15 protein-coding genes are annotated in these 16,129 nt (G+C 60.6%); 2 read left to right on the top strand and 13 right to left on the bottom strand.

The window, feature by feature from the left end; genetic code table 11:
- Positions 1-42 precede the first annotated feature (42 nt).
- The 11 genes from ACOVRJ_RS19935 to recA all read right to left on the bottom strand — a co-directional run bounded on the left by ACOVRJ_RS19935 (position 43) and on the right by recA (position 10,195).
- Entirely contained in the window at positions 43-1,233 is a 1,191-nt protein-coding gene (locus ACOVRJ_RS19935) for a diguanylate cyclase domain-containing protein (RefSeq protein WP_422045572.1), read from the bottom strand.
- Positions 1,234-1,493: 260 nt separating this feature from the next.
- The gene (locus ACOVRJ_RS19940) at positions 1,494-2,153 is read right to left on the bottom strand and encodes an FHA domain-containing protein (RefSeq protein ID WP_422045573.1); all 660 of its coding nucleotides are present in this window, start codon (positions 2,151-2,153) and stop codon (positions 1,494-1,496) included.
- Between the two features lie 113 nt (positions 2,154-2,266).
- A complete protein-coding gene (locus ACOVRJ_RS19945) occupies positions 2,267-3,055 on the bottom strand; it encodes a Stp1/IreP family PP2C-type Ser/Thr phosphatase (protein WP_422045574.1) in 789 nt (262 codons plus the stop codon).
- A complete protein-coding gene (locus ACOVRJ_RS19950; RefSeq protein WP_422045575.1) occupies positions 3,052-4,122 on the bottom strand; it encodes a serine/threonine-protein kinase in 1,071 nt (356 codons plus the stop codon). The genes ACOVRJ_RS19945 and ACOVRJ_RS19950 overlap by 4 nt, the downstream gene beginning before the upstream one ends.
- A 9-nt stretch (positions 4,123-4,131) precedes the next feature.
- The gene (locus ACOVRJ_RS19955) at positions 4,132-4,863 is read right to left on the bottom strand and encodes a TerC family protein (RefSeq protein WP_422045576.1); all 732 of its coding nucleotides are present in this window, start codon (positions 4,861-4,863) and stop codon (positions 4,132-4,134) included.
- Positions 4,864-5,093: 230 nt separating this feature from the next.
- Positions 5,094-5,987 carry a succinate--CoA ligase subunit alpha gene (gene sucD, locus ACOVRJ_RS19960; protein ID WP_263539639.1) on the bottom strand — a complete coding sequence of 298 codons (894 nt, stop codon included), beginning with the start codon at positions 5,985-5,987 and terminating at the stop codon, positions 5,094-5,096.
- A 31-nt stretch (positions 5,988-6,018) separates the two neighbouring features.
- Positions 6,019-7,179, bottom strand: a complete 1,161-nt coding sequence (gene sucC / locus ACOVRJ_RS19965) for an ADP-forming succinate--CoA ligase subunit beta (protein WP_422045577.1) — start codon at positions 7,177-7,179, stop codon at positions 6,019-6,021.
- Between the two features lie 22 nt (positions 7,180-7,201).
- Entirely contained in the window at positions 7,202-7,801 is a 600-nt protein-coding gene (locus ACOVRJ_RS19970; protein WP_422045578.1) for a DUF2889 domain-containing protein, read from the bottom strand.
- A 160-nt stretch (positions 7,802-7,961) separates the two neighbouring features.
- Positions 7,962-8,459: a regulatory protein RecX gene (locus ACOVRJ_RS19975; RefSeq protein ID WP_422045579.1), complete on the bottom strand. Its 498-nt coding sequence runs from the start codon at positions 8,457-8,459 to the stop codon at positions 7,962-7,964.
- 132 nt (positions 8,460-8,591) lie between these two features.
- The gene (locus tag ACOVRJ_RS19980; RefSeq protein ID WP_422045580.1) at positions 8,592-9,119 is read right to left on the bottom strand and encodes a nuclear transport factor 2 family protein; all 528 of its coding nucleotides are present in this window, start codon (positions 9,117-9,119) and stop codon (positions 8,592-8,594) included.
- A gap of 29 nt (positions 9,120-9,148) precedes the next feature.
- Complete coding sequence (gene recA, locus ACOVRJ_RS19985; protein ID WP_422045581.1) at positions 9,149-10,195, bottom strand: recombinase RecA; 1,047 nt, start codon at positions 10,193-10,195, stop codon at positions 9,149-9,151.
- Between the two features lie 388 nt (positions 10,196-10,583).
- Between recA and ACOVRJ_RS19990 the strand changes: the two genes are divergently transcribed.
- Positions 10,584-11,255 (top strand): response regulator, encoded by a 672-nt coding sequence (locus ACOVRJ_RS19990; protein ID WP_422045582.1) that lies wholly within the window; start codon positions 10,584-10,586, stop codon positions 11,253-11,255.
- A 53-nt stretch (positions 11,256-11,308) separates the two neighbouring features.
- Positions 11,309-12,826: a sensor histidine kinase gene (locus ACOVRJ_RS19995; RefSeq protein ID WP_422045583.1), complete on the top strand. Its 1,518-nt coding sequence runs from the start codon at positions 11,309-11,311 to the stop codon at positions 12,824-12,826.
- Between the two features lie 12 nt (positions 12,827-12,838).
- Here ACOVRJ_RS19995 and rodA read toward each other — a convergent pair whose 3' ends face one another.
- Both rodA and mrdA read right to left on the bottom strand, forming a co-directional pair.
- The gene (gene rodA / locus ACOVRJ_RS20000) at positions 12,839-13,993 is read right to left on the bottom strand and encodes a rod shape-determining protein RodA (RefSeq protein ID WP_422045584.1); all 1,155 of its coding nucleotides are present in this window, start codon (positions 13,991-13,993) and stop codon (positions 12,839-12,841) included.
- Positions 13,990-16,116, bottom strand: coding sequence for a penicillin-binding protein 2 (gene mrdA / locus ACOVRJ_RS20005; RefSeq protein ID WP_422045585.1), 2,127 nt, complete (start codon positions 16,114-16,116; stop codon positions 13,990-13,992). Before mrdA ends, rodA begins: the two co-directional genes overlap by 4 nt.
- Positions 16,117-16,129 lie beyond the last annotated feature (13 nt).

The raw sequence follows: 16,129 nt of genomic DNA on the forward strand, positions 1-16,129 counted from the left end.
GGAGCTTGACCTTGTGCCGCCCCGGCATCAGAAGGTCGGCCCTCAAGCCCGCTCGACAACACCACTGGAAGCAGCCAGGCTGAGACGGTCTCGTCCCGTGTGTTTGGCGATGTATAGCGCTTCGTCAGCGGCTTGCATCAAGGCTTGTGGGCTCAGGTAGGGGTGTGTCGGGCTGAAAGCGGCCAAGCCGATACTGACCGTCAAGAACTGAGTGTTCACGCCGCCTTCGTGTTTGATTTGTAGATCACGCAAGTCCTCTCGCAGCTGCTCCAGCAGGTTCTGCGTTGAGCCCAGGCCGAAGCCGGGCAAGAGGGTGACGAATTCCTCCCCTCCCAGGCGTGCGACCAGGTCGGTGTCGCGTTTGAATCGTTCGTTCAAAAGCTGGGCGAATCGCTGCAGGACGGCATCACCTGCAGCGGCACCATAGCGTTCGTTGAAGTTCTTGAAGTGGTCGAGATCCAGGACGGCCAGGGCCAACTGGCCACGCTGGCGCTGGGCGCGTTTGAACTCGCGTCGCAGCGCCTCATCAAATTCGCGGCGGTTGGCCAGCCCGGTCAAGGTATCGATCCGACTGAGTCGGCCCAACTCCTGGCTTTTCTGCGCCAAGGATTGCTCCGCCAACTTCAAGGATTGCTGTTGGCGCTCCAACTCAAGTCGCATCTGCTCGGCGTGGCGCCGTTCTTCTTGCAACTGCTGCCAAAGGCTTTGCTGCGCCCTGGAGATCGAATGGGTGATACGAGCCAATTCGCTGGCATGGCTCAACTCGGGTTCGGGCGGTGGCAAGGTGGGGTCAAAGTCATCGGCGTGCTGGGCCAAGCGGCGCAACGGCCGCAGCAGCATGCGATCCAGTATCAGCATCAAGACCACGCTGAGCAGCAAGACAAGCGTCAGGTCTCGAATCAAGAGCGCAGGGAGCTGGGTTCGCCAATCCAGCTGAGTCGCTTGCAGCACTGGTCTTGAATTCTCTGCGGGTGCTGCAGAGTGCGGCGGCGGCGTTGCCGAGTTCAAAGCAAAACCCACCGGGCTGACTGCAGTGGCAGATGAAGTTCCGGCCGCAGGCGCCAGGCTTTCTTGGTACTGCTGCATTTGATGGCGCAGCAGCAGCACATCCGTCAGGATCACTAAAACCGCGCTGACCAGCATCACGACCAGTGTCGTGCGCAGCCGAACCGAACCCAGTCGTGCACTGGCCGGGGCTATCGCAGGCGCTGTTTTTTCGTGGCGGGGGCTCAAGGGCAATGCTCTGACAAAGGACGCTTGCGAGACCCGCGGTGGCGGGTCTCAGAAAGCGGGGGGGTCGTCAGGTATTGTGCCCGCGCAGGGCAGCGAATGGTGCGCTGCAACACCAGGGTATTCCCAAGGCCAAGGCCGGGAGTGAGCGGAAAAATCGCTGCTGATTGGCGCTTGGGCCGCGCTGGCCCGGCCGCAAGAACGCCAACGAGTGAGGGCTGGACTGACCTCAGGGCTGCCGAGAACTCCTTCGGGATACGGCTTCAGCTATGCACGAACTGCATCTGTGTGCCAGCCAATTCGATCACATCGCCATCTTTGAGTGCGATGGATTCACCGGTGAGTGGCACGCCATTGACCGTCGGGCGCGCCGCACCTTCCACATGGGCAAACACATAACCGCTGGGTCGTTTGGTGATGGAGGCCACTTGCACACCGGGCTTGCCGACAGTGGTGACGACCTTGGTCAGGCTGACTTCGCGACCTGCGGCGGCCCCGGTCAAAACCTTGATGGCGGCCGGCAGCGACGCCGCAGCGGGCGGTAAGGCTCCGAAGTTCGAGGGCAGACCAAATCCGCTATTGGTGGCCGTGGCGCTGCCCGGCTTGAGAATCATGGTCTTTTCGTAGTCGCCGTTGTCTTCGAGCAAGAACTTGATCTTGTACTTGCCGATCTCGACGATGTCGTTGTTCGTCAACAGCTGCTTCTTGATCGCCTTGCCGTTGATATAGGTGCCATTGGTCGAGTTGAGGTCTTCAATGAAGACATCGGCACCGACCATCTGCAGCACGGCATGCTCGCCGCTGACGGCCAAGTTGTCGATCACGATGTCGTTGTACGGCCGGCGCCCGAGCGTGGTCTTGTCCTTGGTGATCTGGACATCTTTGATTACCACGCCATCGAGCGAAACCACCAGTTTGCCCATGCTTTGACCTCGGTCTGTGTTGTCTTATCGCTAGCATCAGGGGCCATACTCCCGCCCCCACATGTTGTTCGTTCCCTGCCGCCCGGCGGGTGCCTGATTTTGGACTATGCCGTTCAGCGTCGTCCAAAAGGCCACCAAGCCCGACCCTCGGGCTTCACGCGTCCCTCAGCCCGCGCGAGCACCAACGCAATATTATCGCGGCCGCCCATCTCATTGGCGCCATCAATCAAGGCCTGGGCGGCTTCTGACAAAGAAGGGTGGTTAATCAACAACTGGCAGATGGCGGCGTCGTCCAGCATATCGGACAGCCCATCCGAGCAGAACAGATAGAGGTCGCCCGGCTGCACCTCATGCAAATGCAATTCCAGCATGACCGCGTCTTCGACACCAACGGCCCGCGTCACTAGATTCTTGTTGCTCGATATCTGCGCTTCTTCGGGCGTCAGCAGACCGGCGTCCAGTTGTTCTTGCAGCAAGGAATGGTCGCGCGTGATCTGGGTTAGTTGCCCGGCCCGCAAACGGTAGGCGCGTGAATCACCCACATGGCCCATCAGCAAGCCTTCTTCGCGGAACACGCCCAGTACCAGGGTCGTCCCCATGCCGGCGTAACGCGGGTTGGTGTTGGCGGCGTTGAAGATGGCGCGGTTGGCGTTGTCGACGCAAATGTCCATCGCTCGGCGAACATCGCTGGCGCTGGCGGATGCCCCCGATTCCTTCAGCCAGCGGCCCAACTCGGCACGGATGAAGCTGGTGAGCATTTGGCTGGCCACTTCACCGGCGTTGTAGCCGCCCATGCCGTCGGCGAGCACGGCCAAGCTCACGCCTTCATCCAAGGCCACCGAGTCTTCGTTGTTGTCGCGTGCACGGCCGACATCGGTGGCGCAGAAAAACTCCAGGGTCATGGCTTTGTCTTCGGTTGCTCGTCGGCAGGATTCTGCCCTGCTTCCGGCAGGTGCAAGCGGACAGTTTGCGCGAAAGAGTCCGCGGAACTGGCGACTGCATGGCGCTGTGGCGCATGCTGGATGCCCGGGGCTTCATTGGTGTTGCTGGATGCAGCGTCCAGGTCCGGCAGTTTCAACACGGCCTCCAAGTCTTGCGCCATCTGCTCTCCATTGGCATAGCGCAATTCGGGGCGCTTCTCCAAGGCCAGTGCCAACACCAGGGCCAGCGCCTCGGGCAAGTCGGCTTGGTAGTGTCGAATATCCGGTGGCGTGGCGTTGGCAATCAAGTACATCAACTTGGCCATGGAATCCGACTGGTGGGGCAATTGCCCTGTCAGCAGTTGATAGATCAGCGCACCGAGCGAGTAGAGGTCGCTGCGTCCGTCGACCTTCAGTCCTGCCAACTGTTCCGGGGACATAAAGGAGGGGGTCCCCAGAACCAAGCCAGTTCTTGTGCGGCTACCGTCAGCAATGCGGGCAATGCCGAAGTCCATCACCTTGACGCTGTTGCTGGCGCGATCGAGCATCACATTGGCGGGCTTGATGTCGCGATGGACCACCCCTTGGCGGTGCGCATAGTCGAGCGCACGGGCCAAGCGAACGCCCAGGCTGACCACTTCCCTTGCGGGCAGCAATTGGCCGACACGAGTGAAGTGGCTGAGGTCCTGACCCTGCACATACTCCATCGCGATCCAGGCATCTTCACCCGCTTCGCCAGCATCCAGAATCTGCAAAATGTCGGGATGCTGCAGATGCCCGGCGGCCCGTGCCTCGCGCATGAAGCGCTGGCGCACGTCGATCAAATCTTCGGCGGCAAACTCGCGTTGCAAGGCCAAGCGTTTGATGGCGACCATTCGGCCACTGCTGCGTTCGCGCGCCAGATGGACCACGGCCATCGCACCGCGCCCCAGTTCTTGAAGCAGTTCGTAACCCTGTAGACCCAGGGCAGCGGGCGCCGCCTGCACCGATTCTGAGGGCGTCTCACTGGGACTGGCTTTACCGAAAACGCGCCGCCAAAATCCGCTCATGTCTGCGCCTTAGCTCTGGTTCGCCTGGCGCGAGGCCAGCACTTTGCCGAGCGCCAAGACCAAGAGGGCCCCCGCTACGCCGCAGCCGTAATGGAGCATGGGGATGACGGTGTTCACACCGGGTTTGTCGCCCGCTTGTGTGGGCACCCAATCGGCCAATGCCGGGTCGCCGACCATCATGGTGCCAGCGATCCAGCCCAACAGCATGGCGCCCAGGGTGATCACGGCAGGAAAGCGATCCATCAGCTTGATGACCAATTGGCTGCCCCAGACGATGATGGGAATGGAGACCAGCAGGCCGAAAATGACCAAGGGCATTTGATGGTCACCGCCTGCGCCTTGGGCTGCGCCGGCGATGGCAATGACATTGTCCAGACTCATGACGAAATCGGCCACGATGACGGTCTTCACGGCCGCCCAGAGTTTGTCGCTGGCTTGAATACTGCTGTGCTCATCTTCAGATTCGGGTACCAGCAGCTTGATGCCGACCCAGACCAGCAGCAAGCCGCCGACGATCTTCAGGTAAGGAATTTGCAGCAGTGTCAGGGCGAAGAAGATCAACACCACGCGCAGCACGATGGCGCCTGCGGTACCCCAAATGATGCCTTTGGTGCGTTGGGCCGGAGGGAGCTTGCGGCAGGCCAAGGCGATGACAACGGCGTTGTCGCCCCCCAGCAGGATGTCGATCATGATGATCTGACCGACGGCCAACCAAAATTCGGGACTGAGCAAGGTGTCCATGGTGTTTCTTTTCTTGTTTTGCCGGCGCTCGTGCGACTGTCGGCAGGACTGACGCCCGACTATAGCGAAGCACTCGCAGGGGCAGAGGGTGCATGAAAAAAGGGGCTCGCGCCCCTTTGTTCTTGCAAAACGAATGGTGTTCCAGTCTCGCTGCAGACCTGTTCAGATCCGATGCGTGAAATTACGCATTCGCGTGGCCACCGAGACGAGCTCAAGCGGCCGATTCGAAATTACAGCAAGCCCTTGAGCAACTTGGCCATTTCCGAAGGATTGCGGGTGATGGTGAAACCGCACTCTTCCATGATGGCGAGCTTGGCATCGGCCGTGTCGGCGCCACCGGCGATCAGCGCACCAGCGTGGCCCATGCGCTTGCCGGGAGGGGCAGTCACGCCGGCGATGAAGCCAACCACTGGCTTCTTCATGTTCAGCTTGCACCAGCGAGCGGCTTCGGCTTCGTCCGGTCCACCGATTTCACCGATCATGATGACGGCGTCGGTGTCCGGGTCGTCGTTGAAGGCTTGCATCACGTCGATGTGCTTCAGACCGTTGATCGGGTCGCCACCGATACCGACGGCGCTGGACTGGCCCAGACCGATTTCGGTCAGCTGAGCCACCGCTTCATAAGTCAGCGTGCCGGAGCGCGAAACCACGCCGATGCGGCCCTTGCGGTGGATGTGGCCGGGCATGATGCCGATCTTGATTTCTTCGGGCGTGATCAGGCCGGGACAGTTGGGGCCCAGCAGCAGCGTCTTCTTGCCGCCAGCCGCTTCCTTGGCCTTCATCTTGTTGCGGATTTCCAGCATGTCACGGACGGGGATGCCTTCCGTGATGCAGATGGCCAGGTCCAGATCGGCTTCGACAGCTTCCCAGATGGCAGCAGCGGCGCCAGCGGGCGGCACATAGATCACCGACACGGTCGCGCCGGTCTGGTGAGCGGCTTCCTTGACGGTGGCGTAGATTGGGATGTCCGAGAACTTCTCGCCCGCCTTCTTGGGGTTCACGCCTGCGACGAAGGCGTTCTTGCCGTTCGCGTAAGCCTGGCAGCCCAGGGTGTGGAACTGACCGGTCTTGCCGGTGATGCCCTGGGTGATGACCTTGGTGTCTTTGTTGATGTAGATCGACATGATTTCTTTCCTTGCGGGGCTTTAGGCAGACTCAGGCAACAGCGGCAACGATCTTCGTCGCGGCTTCGGCCATGGTGTCGGCGGCGATGATGGGCAGGCCAGAGTCGGCCAGCATCTTCTTGCCCAGCTCTTCGTTGGTGCCCTTCATGCGCACGACCAGCGGCACGGACAGATTCACGGCCTTGCAAGCGGTGATCACGCCTTCGGCGATGGTGTCGCACTTCATGATGCCGCCGAAGATGTTGACCAGAATGCCCTTCACTTCAGGGTTCTTCAACATGATCTTGAAGGCTTCGGTGACCTTCTCGGCAGTGGCGCCACCGCCCACGTCCAGGAAGTTGGCCGGCTCGCCGCCGAACAGCTTGATGGTGTCCATGGTCGACATGGCCAAGCCAGCGCCGTTCACCAGGCAGCCGATATTGCCGTCCAGGCTGATGTAGGCCAGATCGAACTTGGAGGCTTCCACTTCGGCCGGATCTTCTTCGTCCAGATCGCGGTAGGCCACGATTTCAGGATGACGGAACAGCGCGTTGGAGTCGAAGTTGAACTTGGCGTCCAGAGCAATCAGATTGCCCTTGGAGTCGCAGTTCAGCGGGTTGATTTCCACCAGCGAAGCGTCGGTGTCCATGTAGCACTTGTAGAGCTTCTGGAACAGGTCAACCGCTTGGTCCACCGAGTGGCCGGACAGGCCGATGCCGCTGGCGATCTTCTTGGCTTGCTCGACAGTCAGGCCGACCAGCGGGTCGATCATCTCGGTCAGGATCTTCTCGGGGGTGGAGTGAGCCACTTCCTCGATGTCCATGCCGCCTTCGCTGGAAGCGATGAAGGCCACCTTCTGCGTGCCACGGTCAGTCACCAGCGACACATACAGTTCGTTCTTGATGTCGGCGCCTTCTTCGATGTAGAGGCGACGCACCTTCTGGCCGACCGGGCCGGTTTGGTGCGTGACGAGTTGCATGCCCAGGATCTGCTCGGACAGGCTCTTCACCTCGTCCAGGCTCTTGCCGAGCTTGACGCCGCCGCCCTTGCCACGGCCACCGGCGTGGATCTGTGCCTTCACGACCCAGACCGGGCCGCCCAGCTTCTGTGCAGCTTCAACAGCTTCTTGCACGGTAAAGGCCGGGATGCCGCGGGGCACCGGCACTCCGAATTGGCGCAGGATTTCCTTGCCCTGGTACTCGTGAATCTTCATAAGGGTCTCGCTTTTGGAAAGGTCAGGAAGAGGAGGCAGGCATTGCAGGCACAGCGGCCGCCGAAGCGGTCCCGGGCTTGCGATACCAGCGAGGGTAATGGGTTTGAACGGTGGCGCCGTCGCTGCGCAGAGCGTGGCAGCGATCAATTTGGAAAGGCGCGTGACCTTCTGCGCTGCCTTCTTGCGTATCAATCACGGTGCCAGCAAAAGCCTGGATCACGGCGGAAGGCAAGACTTGGCACAGCTCGGTCAGGTGGGTGCAGCCCTGGGTGCCGGCGAGGCGATCTTTGACGCCCAGGCGAAAGCCCTTCATCAAATTCAGGCCCACCAAACGTGAGTAGACATCGCCATGTTGCTCGCAAGACCCTGGGTAGGGCATCCATTCGGTGACGGACGTGGCGGCTTGGATTGTCAGTTGCTGATCAATTGCAAGGTGCAGTCGCATCGCGTGGATGGGTTCACCGGCCAAGCGGGTTCCACCGGCCACCGACATATCGGTGGTTTTGGTATCCGTCAGTTCTGCCTCGACCTCGTACAGGCCGTCATCACGTGCAAAAACCTGCACGTCAATGGCGCGGCGATGCATCAAACGGCGCTCGGCTGAGGGGATGGATAGGGGCATGTCAAGAAAACGGCGTTCACACAAAACGATGCCTGCGGCCGGAAAAAGCCTGCAGGCAGTCGTTTGCGCAGGGCGCCAATGTAGCATGTCGCGCTGTTTACAGGCTTTCACGAAACTGTCGGGCCGCTCTAGGCAAGGATCGGCTTGGCAGCAACGCCGCCTATTCTTCGCGGGCGTTCAACAGCTTCCTTATAGTTTCGGAACTGAAGCCTCGGGCGAGCAAGAACCGCATCTGCTTGGCCTTCAAGGCCAAGTCCTGGGCGACTTGGCCGCCGAACTTTCTTTGCCAAATGGCTTTGGCGCGCTCAAACTCGCCGTCCTTCAGTTCAGCTTGTTTCTCTGCACTCAGACTGAGTCCGTGTTGCGCCAGCTCTTGTTTGATGCGCAGATTCCCGTAGCGAGCGGCGCGGGCATGAACCCGCGACTCTACGAAACGGGCTTCACTCAGATAGTCTTGAGCTTGTAGCCAATCGAGCAAGGCTTCCACTTCAAGTGCCGGGTCATGCTCTTGTGTGGTTTCAGATACGGCTTCACCGGATGAGGCTGCAACTGAGTCCTTGCGCAAGCTGCGTAGCAGCTTTTGGCGCATTTCGGAGCGGCTGTGCTCTCGTTGCGAGAGCAGCGAGATGGCGCGCATCTTCAACGACGGGGTTTTCATGGCGGCTGGATTCGACCAAACTCGGTGGGCCTAAGGTGGTCAAGGTGGGCTAAACAGGCTTCGGTCTGAATTCGCTGCAGTCGATTCGGCTCGCGATTTTGAACCGCGATCTCGGGCCGAGATATCGATCTGCTATTGGATCGAGGGCCGTTCAGCGAGATCGAGAAGGTGCAGGCTCAAGCCCTCTCGGTGGTCTGGCTTCATGGCCGTCAGGCCCGGCAAAGCCTCGGGCCTGCGCCATGCCGGTGGCGCCTGGGTGTCAGCCCAGTACTCCTCGATGGCGTGAATCTTCCCTGCCTTGACCGTGAAGAAGCTGTTTGCATAGAAGGAACGGCCGTCTTGGTCCACCCGAACCAGACTATGTACCCGCTGAACAGGGGCGAGCGAAGCACTGCTGGCGGGGTCGTCGGTGCCGATCAATCGGTTCAACTCCAGCAAATGAATCGTCCATCCCTCGGGGTAGACCGCATTCACATGCACGATGGCCGCGGCCCCTTCGAACCGCTCGGCCGTGGCCCACCAAAGGCAAGATGCCTCCGGGCTCAGCAGCGCCATCGCTTCGTTCCAGCGGCGCGCCTGGTAGAGCGCCCAGAAGCGCCGCACGAGTTCAAGGCTTGAAGTCTTGTTGTCCATGCGGTGCTGGTCGGACGACGTGCTCACGAGGTGCGCTGGTCCGTGAATACAGGAACTCAGGTCGAGGCAGTCGGCTCGCTGCCCGCGAGCAAGGGAACGCCCAGGGACTCACGCACCTTGTTCTCGATTTCACGGGCCACGTCCGGGTTCTCACGCAGGAACTCTCGGGCGTTGTCCTTGCCTTGGCCTATTTTCTCGCCTTGGTAGGCGTACCAAGAGCCCGACTTCTCGACCACCTTGGCGATCACGCCCATATCGATGATCTCGCCTTCGCGGCTGATGCCTTCGCCATAAAGAATGTCGAACTCGGCGGTTTTGAAGGGCGGAGCGACCTTGTTCTTGACCACCTTGACCTTGGTTTCGCTGCCGATCACATCGTCGCCCTTCTTGATGGAGCCGATGCGGCGGATGTCCAGGCGCACCGAGGCGTAGAACTTCAGCGCATTGCCGCCGGTGGTGGTTTCGGGGCTGCCGAACATAACACCGATCTTCATGCGGATCTGGTTGATGAAGATGACCATGCAATTGGTCTTCTTGATGGTGGCCGTCAGCTTACGCAGGGCCTGGCTCATCAAGCGGGCTTGCAGGCCGGGCAGGGAGTCGCCCATTTCGCCTTCCAATTCGGCCTTGGGCGTCAGTGCTGCCACCGAGTCGACAACAATCATGTCCACCGAGCCGGAGCGTACCAGCGCGTCGACGATTTCCAGCGCTTGTTCGCCGGTGTCGGGCTGGCTGATCAGCAGGTCTTGCAGATTGACGCCGAGTTTTTGCGCGTACTGGATGTCCAGGGCGTGCTCGGCATCGATGAAGGCGCAAACGCCGCTGAGCTTTTGCATTTCGGCGATGACTTGCAGGGTCAGCGTCGTCTTGCCCGAGGATTCCGGGCCGTAGATCTCGACCACACGGCCGCGCGGCAGGCCGCCGACACCGAGCGCAATGTCCAGCCCCAACGATCCGGTGGACACCACCTGGATGTCTTCGATCACCTCGCCTTCACCCAGGCGCATGATGGAGCCCTTGCCAAATTGCTTCTCGATTTGGCTGAGTGCGGCTTGCAGGGCCTTGGCCTTTTCGGCGTTGACGGTCTTGGCTGGGGCGTCCATGAAGTTCTCCTGAATTGACTGGCGCGATTATGGCGCAATCTGTATGTTTGTACAGTAGGTTATTGAAGCAATCTTGGCAAGTTCGAGGCACCGGGCTGCCGTTTTTTGAGGGCTGACCAGTGTGCGAACGGGGCTGGCCTTGATAGAAGCAACTCATTGCGGCGCGCAGTTTTCGGGCCTGCGTGGCAAAGAGTTGGCTTCATTCAGTTCCATGCGCTCATCGTAGAGAATGGGTGGCTCACTGGGTGAGCCATGTCAAAAAGCTCTTTCTTTCGCCGCATGGGGGCCATTCAAGGCCTATCGAGGGCTGAATCTATCGACGGCGGGGTTTAGGTCGAGCGGACTCCCTAGAATGGGGATACAAGAACAAATCAAGGACGGAGACTGCATGCGCATCCTGATTGCTGAAGACGACCAAGTATTGGCCGACGCTTTGTTGCGTTCCCTGCGGGCCTCGGGTTATGCGGTGGACCAAGTGAGCAATGGCAGTGAGGCCGATGCTGCGCTCGCCTCGCATGAGTTTGACTTGGTGATTTTGGACCTGGGCTTACCCAAGCTGCATGGGCTCGAAGTGCTGCGCAAATTGCGCGCGCGGGGTTCTTCGATGCCGGTTTTGATTTTGACTGCGGCCGATAGCGTCGAGCAGCGGGTCAAGGGTCTGGACTTTGGTGCCGACGACTACATGGCCAAGCCGTTCTCTTTGCAGGAGTTGGAGGCGCGTGTGCGGGCTTTGACTCGACGCGGACTGGGCACGGCTTCCAACATCATCAAGCATGGGCCTTTGAGTTTTGACGCGACCGGGCGGGTGGCTTACATCAACGAGCAGATGATCGAGCTGTCTGCTCGCGAGCTGAGCTTGCTGGAGGTGCTCTTGCAGCGTGCCGGCCGATTGGTCAGCAAGGATCAGTTGGTGGAACGCTTGTGTGAATGGGGCGAAGAGGTCAGCAACAACGCCATCGAGGTTTACATCCACCGCTTGCGCAAGAAGATTGAGCAAGGCCCGATTCGCATCGCCACGGTGCGCGGTCTGGGCTATTGCCTAGAAAAGATCCCGGGTTGATGGATTGAGCCGGATGCGCTTGCGCCTGGGTCACCGGAGCTTGAAGGCCGTTCATGGCGGTTGAAACCGGTCAACGCTCCTTGTTTGGCGAGATCCTTGATTGGATGCTTGCGCCCTTGCTGCTGATCTGGCCGATCAGCGTGGCTTTGACCTGGTTGGTGGCGCAGGGCATCGCCAGTCGCCCCTATGACCGCGAGTTGGGGGAAATGGCCCGTATTCTGGGTCTGCAAGTGGCTGCGGCCCAGCCCAATCTGCGAAGCGGCCGCTCGCAATACGCGCTGGCGCCGGAGGCGGCTGCGCTTCTACGTGCAGACGAAGCCGATACGGTTTTCTACCAAGTGCTCGGCTTGCGTGGCGAACTGCTCAGCGGCGACGCGAATCTGCCGGTGCCCTTGGATGAAGAGCTGATCGTGCCTTGGGAGCTGCATTTCCGGGACGATGAAGTCGGCAACGAGCGTGTGCGTGTGGCTTATCTGTGGGTTTCTCCAGAGGGCATGGCCGGGTCGACGCGAACCATGTTGGTGCAGGTGGCCGAGACCCTGGGCAAGCGCGGGCGTTTGACGAATGAAATCATCAAAGGGGTGATCCTGCCGCAGTTTGTGATCCTGCCTTTGGCCGTGCTTTTGGTTTGGTTGGCCTTGGCGCGCGGTATCGCGCCCTTGAACGAACTGCAGCGCCGAATTCGTTCGCGCGACAGCTCAGACCTGAGTCCTATCGATGAGCGCCGGATTCCCGAGGAGGTGGCGCCATTGGTGCGAGCGATCAATGATTTGCTGACCCGCTTGGATCAGTCGATCAGCAGCCAGAAGCACTTTCTTGCCGATGCGGCCCACCAGCTGAAAACACCGCTGGCGGGCTTGCGCATGCAGGCCGAGTTTGCCCAGCGGGAGATTGATGAAGGACGCAGTGATCCCGCTGAGTTGAAGCGTTCGCTGCAGCAGATCTCCTTGTCCAGTCAAAGGGCGGCGCATATGGTCAATCAGCTCTTGGCGATGGCGCGTGCCGAAGATCAAGAACATGCCGCGCAACGCAGCGAGGTGAATATGGCGGAGTTGGCGATGGAGACGGTGCGCGACTTCGTGCCGCGCGCCATGGACAAGCGTATCGACCTTGGCTACGAAGGGCCTGACCCCGAGCAGTGCGGCCTGCGCGTGCTCGGGCATCCGATTCTGATCCGCGAGTTGATCCGCAATCTGGTCGACAACGCCTTGCTTTACACGCCGACCCAGGGCACGGTGACCGTGCGCGTGGTGGAAGACCCGTTTGGCCAAGTCAGTGTCTTGCAGGTGGAGGATTCGGGGCCGGGCATTGCAGAGAGCGATCGCGAGAAAGTGTTCCAGCCCTTCTTCCGCGCCTTGGGTACCAATGTGGATGGCTCCGGCCTCGGCTTGGCCATCGTGCGCGAGATTGCGCAGCAACATGAGGCCGAGCTCAGCCTTGGTGACACCCGGCAACGCCGCCCCGGCCGGGATGAGGCCGATGGCCAAGGCCCTGGCGCGCGCTTCACGGTGAGATTCCATGCCCATGCTCAGGTGCCAATAGCGGGCACAGAGCCCTTGGGTGGCGATTGAAAGCCGGCGAGCCTAGGACTGGTTGAAGCGGCGGGACTTGGCGATTGACATCAGCAGCCCCAGGCTCAATCCCAGCGTCACCATCGCGGTGCCGCCATAGCTGATAAAGGGCAGCGGCACCCCCACCACGGGCAGGATGCCGCTGACCATGCCGATGTTGACGAACACATAGGTGAAGAAGCTCATCGTCACCGCGCCGGCCATCAGTCGCGCAAATATCGTTGCCGCATCGGAGGCGATGGCCAGACCTCGCAGAATCAGGGCCGTGAACCCCGCCAACAAAGCCAAGGCGCCGACCAGGCCGAACTCCTCGCCGTAGGCGGCAAAAATGAAGTCGGTGGTGCGCTCTGGAATGAACTCCAAGTGGGTTTGCGTGCCTTGCATAAAGCCTTTGCCCGTGAGCCCCCCGGAGCCGATGGCGATGCCGCCTTGGATGATGTGAAAGCCCTTGCCTAGCGGGTCTTTGTTGGGGTCGAGCAGGGTGCAGACGCGGTGCTTTTGGTACTCCCGCAAGACCTTCCATTTCACATCGGGTTGGCAGATGGTTTCTTCACTCATCACCAGGGCTGAAATGCCGAGGGCGCCGATGACAAAGGCGGGCACGATCAAGCGCCACGACAGGCCGGCGAAGAAAATCACGAACAAACCGGCGCCTGCCACCAAGAGCGAGGTGCCGAGGTCGGGCTGCTTCGCTACCAAGATCACCGGCAGCATGAGCAGAACAAAGGCGGCCAGAAAGTCAGGCAAGCGCAAAGCGCCCTCCCGCTTTTGAAACCACCAGGCCAGCATCAAGGGTGTGGCGATCTTCGCCAACTCGGAGGGCTGGATCACGATGCCCACATTGAGCCAGCGTGTCGCGCCTTTTTTGGTGATGCCAAACAAAGCAGTCGCCAACAAGAGGGCGATGCAGACGGTGTAGAGCGGGATGGCTAGCGACATGATGCGTTGTGGCGGCACCTGCGACACCACAAAAATCAGGCCAATCGCCAGCAGCATATTGCGGCCATGGTCGACAAAGCGGGTGCCATGGTCGAAGCCGGCCGAGTACATCGACACCATGCCGACCCCCATCATCCAGGCGATGGCCAGCACCAGCGGGATGTCGAAGCCGGAGAACCAGGGCTTGATGCGGTGCCACCAAGCCTGCTTGTTGAAGGCAGCTGTCATCGTGAAGCTCCTGAGGCGGGTGGGCGAGGTGGCGGGATCGTCGCGGAGGCTGCGCTGGCCGCTGCAGGGCGTTCAAGCCTTGTGTTTGGCTTTGGGGCACTGGCCGCCAGGGTCGCAGGAGAAGGCGCCGCCGAGGCCGCCGAAGCAGCAGATGCCGCAGACGCAGCCTCAGCCGGGCTGCCCGGCAAAGGTATTTCAGCGGCCAGACGGGGTTTGCCGACCGGTGCCGTACTCTTGCCTTGTTGGGTCAGTGCGATGTCTTCTTCGCTGGGGTACTGGCCCATGAGCAGGTAGTCGAACACCCGGCGTGCGATCGGTGCGGCGGAAGTGGAGCCGAAGCCCGCGTTTTCGACGATCACAGCGAGTGCGATGGTAGGGGCGTCAATCGGGGCGAAGGCAATGTAGAGCGAGTGATCGCGTTTGCGTTCGTCGGCCTTGATGTCCTTGTACCTCTCGCCGGCTTTCAGGCCAACGGCTTGGGCGGTGCCGGTTTTGCCACCGCTTTGGTAGCCCGCGCCTGCGAACACGAGACGCGAGGTGCCTTCGACGGTCACCCCATGCATGGCATTGCGAATCACGGCCGAGTGTTCGGGCTTTAAGGGGAGCGGCGGCAGGGCATCGCTGGCAATGCGGCGTTGCTCATGTTTGACCACGTCTTCGATCTCGCGCACCAGGCGAGGCTTGTAGCGCGCCCCACTGCTGACCATCGTGGACATCGCCGAAGCCAACTGCAGCATGGTGAAGTTGTTATAGCCTTGCCCGATACCCAAAGAAATGGTCTCACCGGCGTACCACTTTTGTTGCTCTGGTTTCTTGAAGCGCTTGCGTTTCCAGTCGGTCGAAGGCAGGTCACCGGTGACTTCGCCGAGCAAATCGATCTCGGTCTTGCGGCCAAAGCCGAAGGGCTTCAATTCATCGTGGATCAAGTCCACGCCCATCTCATTGGCCAGGCTGTAGAAGTAGACATTGGACGAGCTGACGATGGCGGCACGCATGTCCTTGGGACCGGGGCGGTCGCTTTCTGGGCTGCCAAAGGTTCGGCCGCCGAAGTTGAAAGTTAGGTTGTCCATCACGACGAAACTGGCCGAACGCTTGCCCGAGTCCAGTGCGGCCATCGCCATAAAGGGCTTGTACGTGGAGCCTGGTGGGTAGGTTCCGCGCAGCGCTCGGTTCAACAAGGGCTTGTCGAGGTTCTCGTTCAGTTCGCGCCAGTTCTCGACGTCAATGCCGTCCACAAACAGATTGGGGTCAAAAGTCGGCTTCGAGACAAAGGCCAGCACCTCGCCATTTCGCGGGTCAATCGCCACCAGGGCGCCGCGCCGGTCTTTGTAGAGTTCCTCCACCAAGGCTTGCAGGCGGATGTCGATCGACAGCACCAAGGTATTGCCCGGCGTGGGCGGCCGGTGCGCGAGGCGCCGCACGGCGCGCCCGCCGGCGCTGGTCTCCATTTGTTCAAAGCCAGTGATACCGTGCAACTCGCGTTCGTAGGCCTGCTCCAGGCCGAGTTTGCCGATGTATTCGGTGCCGCGGTAATTGGCCTGGTCTTCTTCCTCCCAGTCCTCCATGGCCTTTTTCTCGGCCTGGTTGATACGGCCGATATAGCCGAGCAAGTGCGCGCCCACCTCCCCAAGCGGATAGCTGCGGAACAGCCGGGCCTTGATCTCCACGCCGGGGAAGCGAAAGCGTTGTGCGGTGAAACGGGCGACTTCCGCATCGCTGAGCTTGGTGCGTATGGGCAGGGACTCGAAGCTCTTGCTTTCGGCCATCAGCCGCTTCAGGCGCTTGCGGTCGCGCGGCTGGATCTCGACCACCTGGGCCAGCGCGTCGATGGTGGCTTCCAGGTCACCGACCTTGGACGGTGTGATTTCCAGCGTGTAGGCCGAATAGTTGCTGGCCAGCACGACGCCGTTTCTGTCCTTGATCAGGCCGCGATTCGGCACGATCGGCACCACGGTGATCCGGTTCGACTCGGCCCGGTCCATCATGCGGTCATGCTGGATCACCTGTAGAAAAATCAGCCGGGCCAGCAACAGGCCAAAGCAGAACAGCACGAAAAGGCCGGCCACGACCAGACGCAGCCGAAAGCGCGCCAGCTCCTGTTGGACATTCTTCAGGACGGTCATGCGGCAGCGAAAG

It is taken from the genome of Roseateles sp., from assembly GCF_049240545.1.
GTDB lineage: Bacteria > Pseudomonadota > Gammaproteobacteria > Burkholderiales > Burkholderiaceae_C > Paucibacter_A.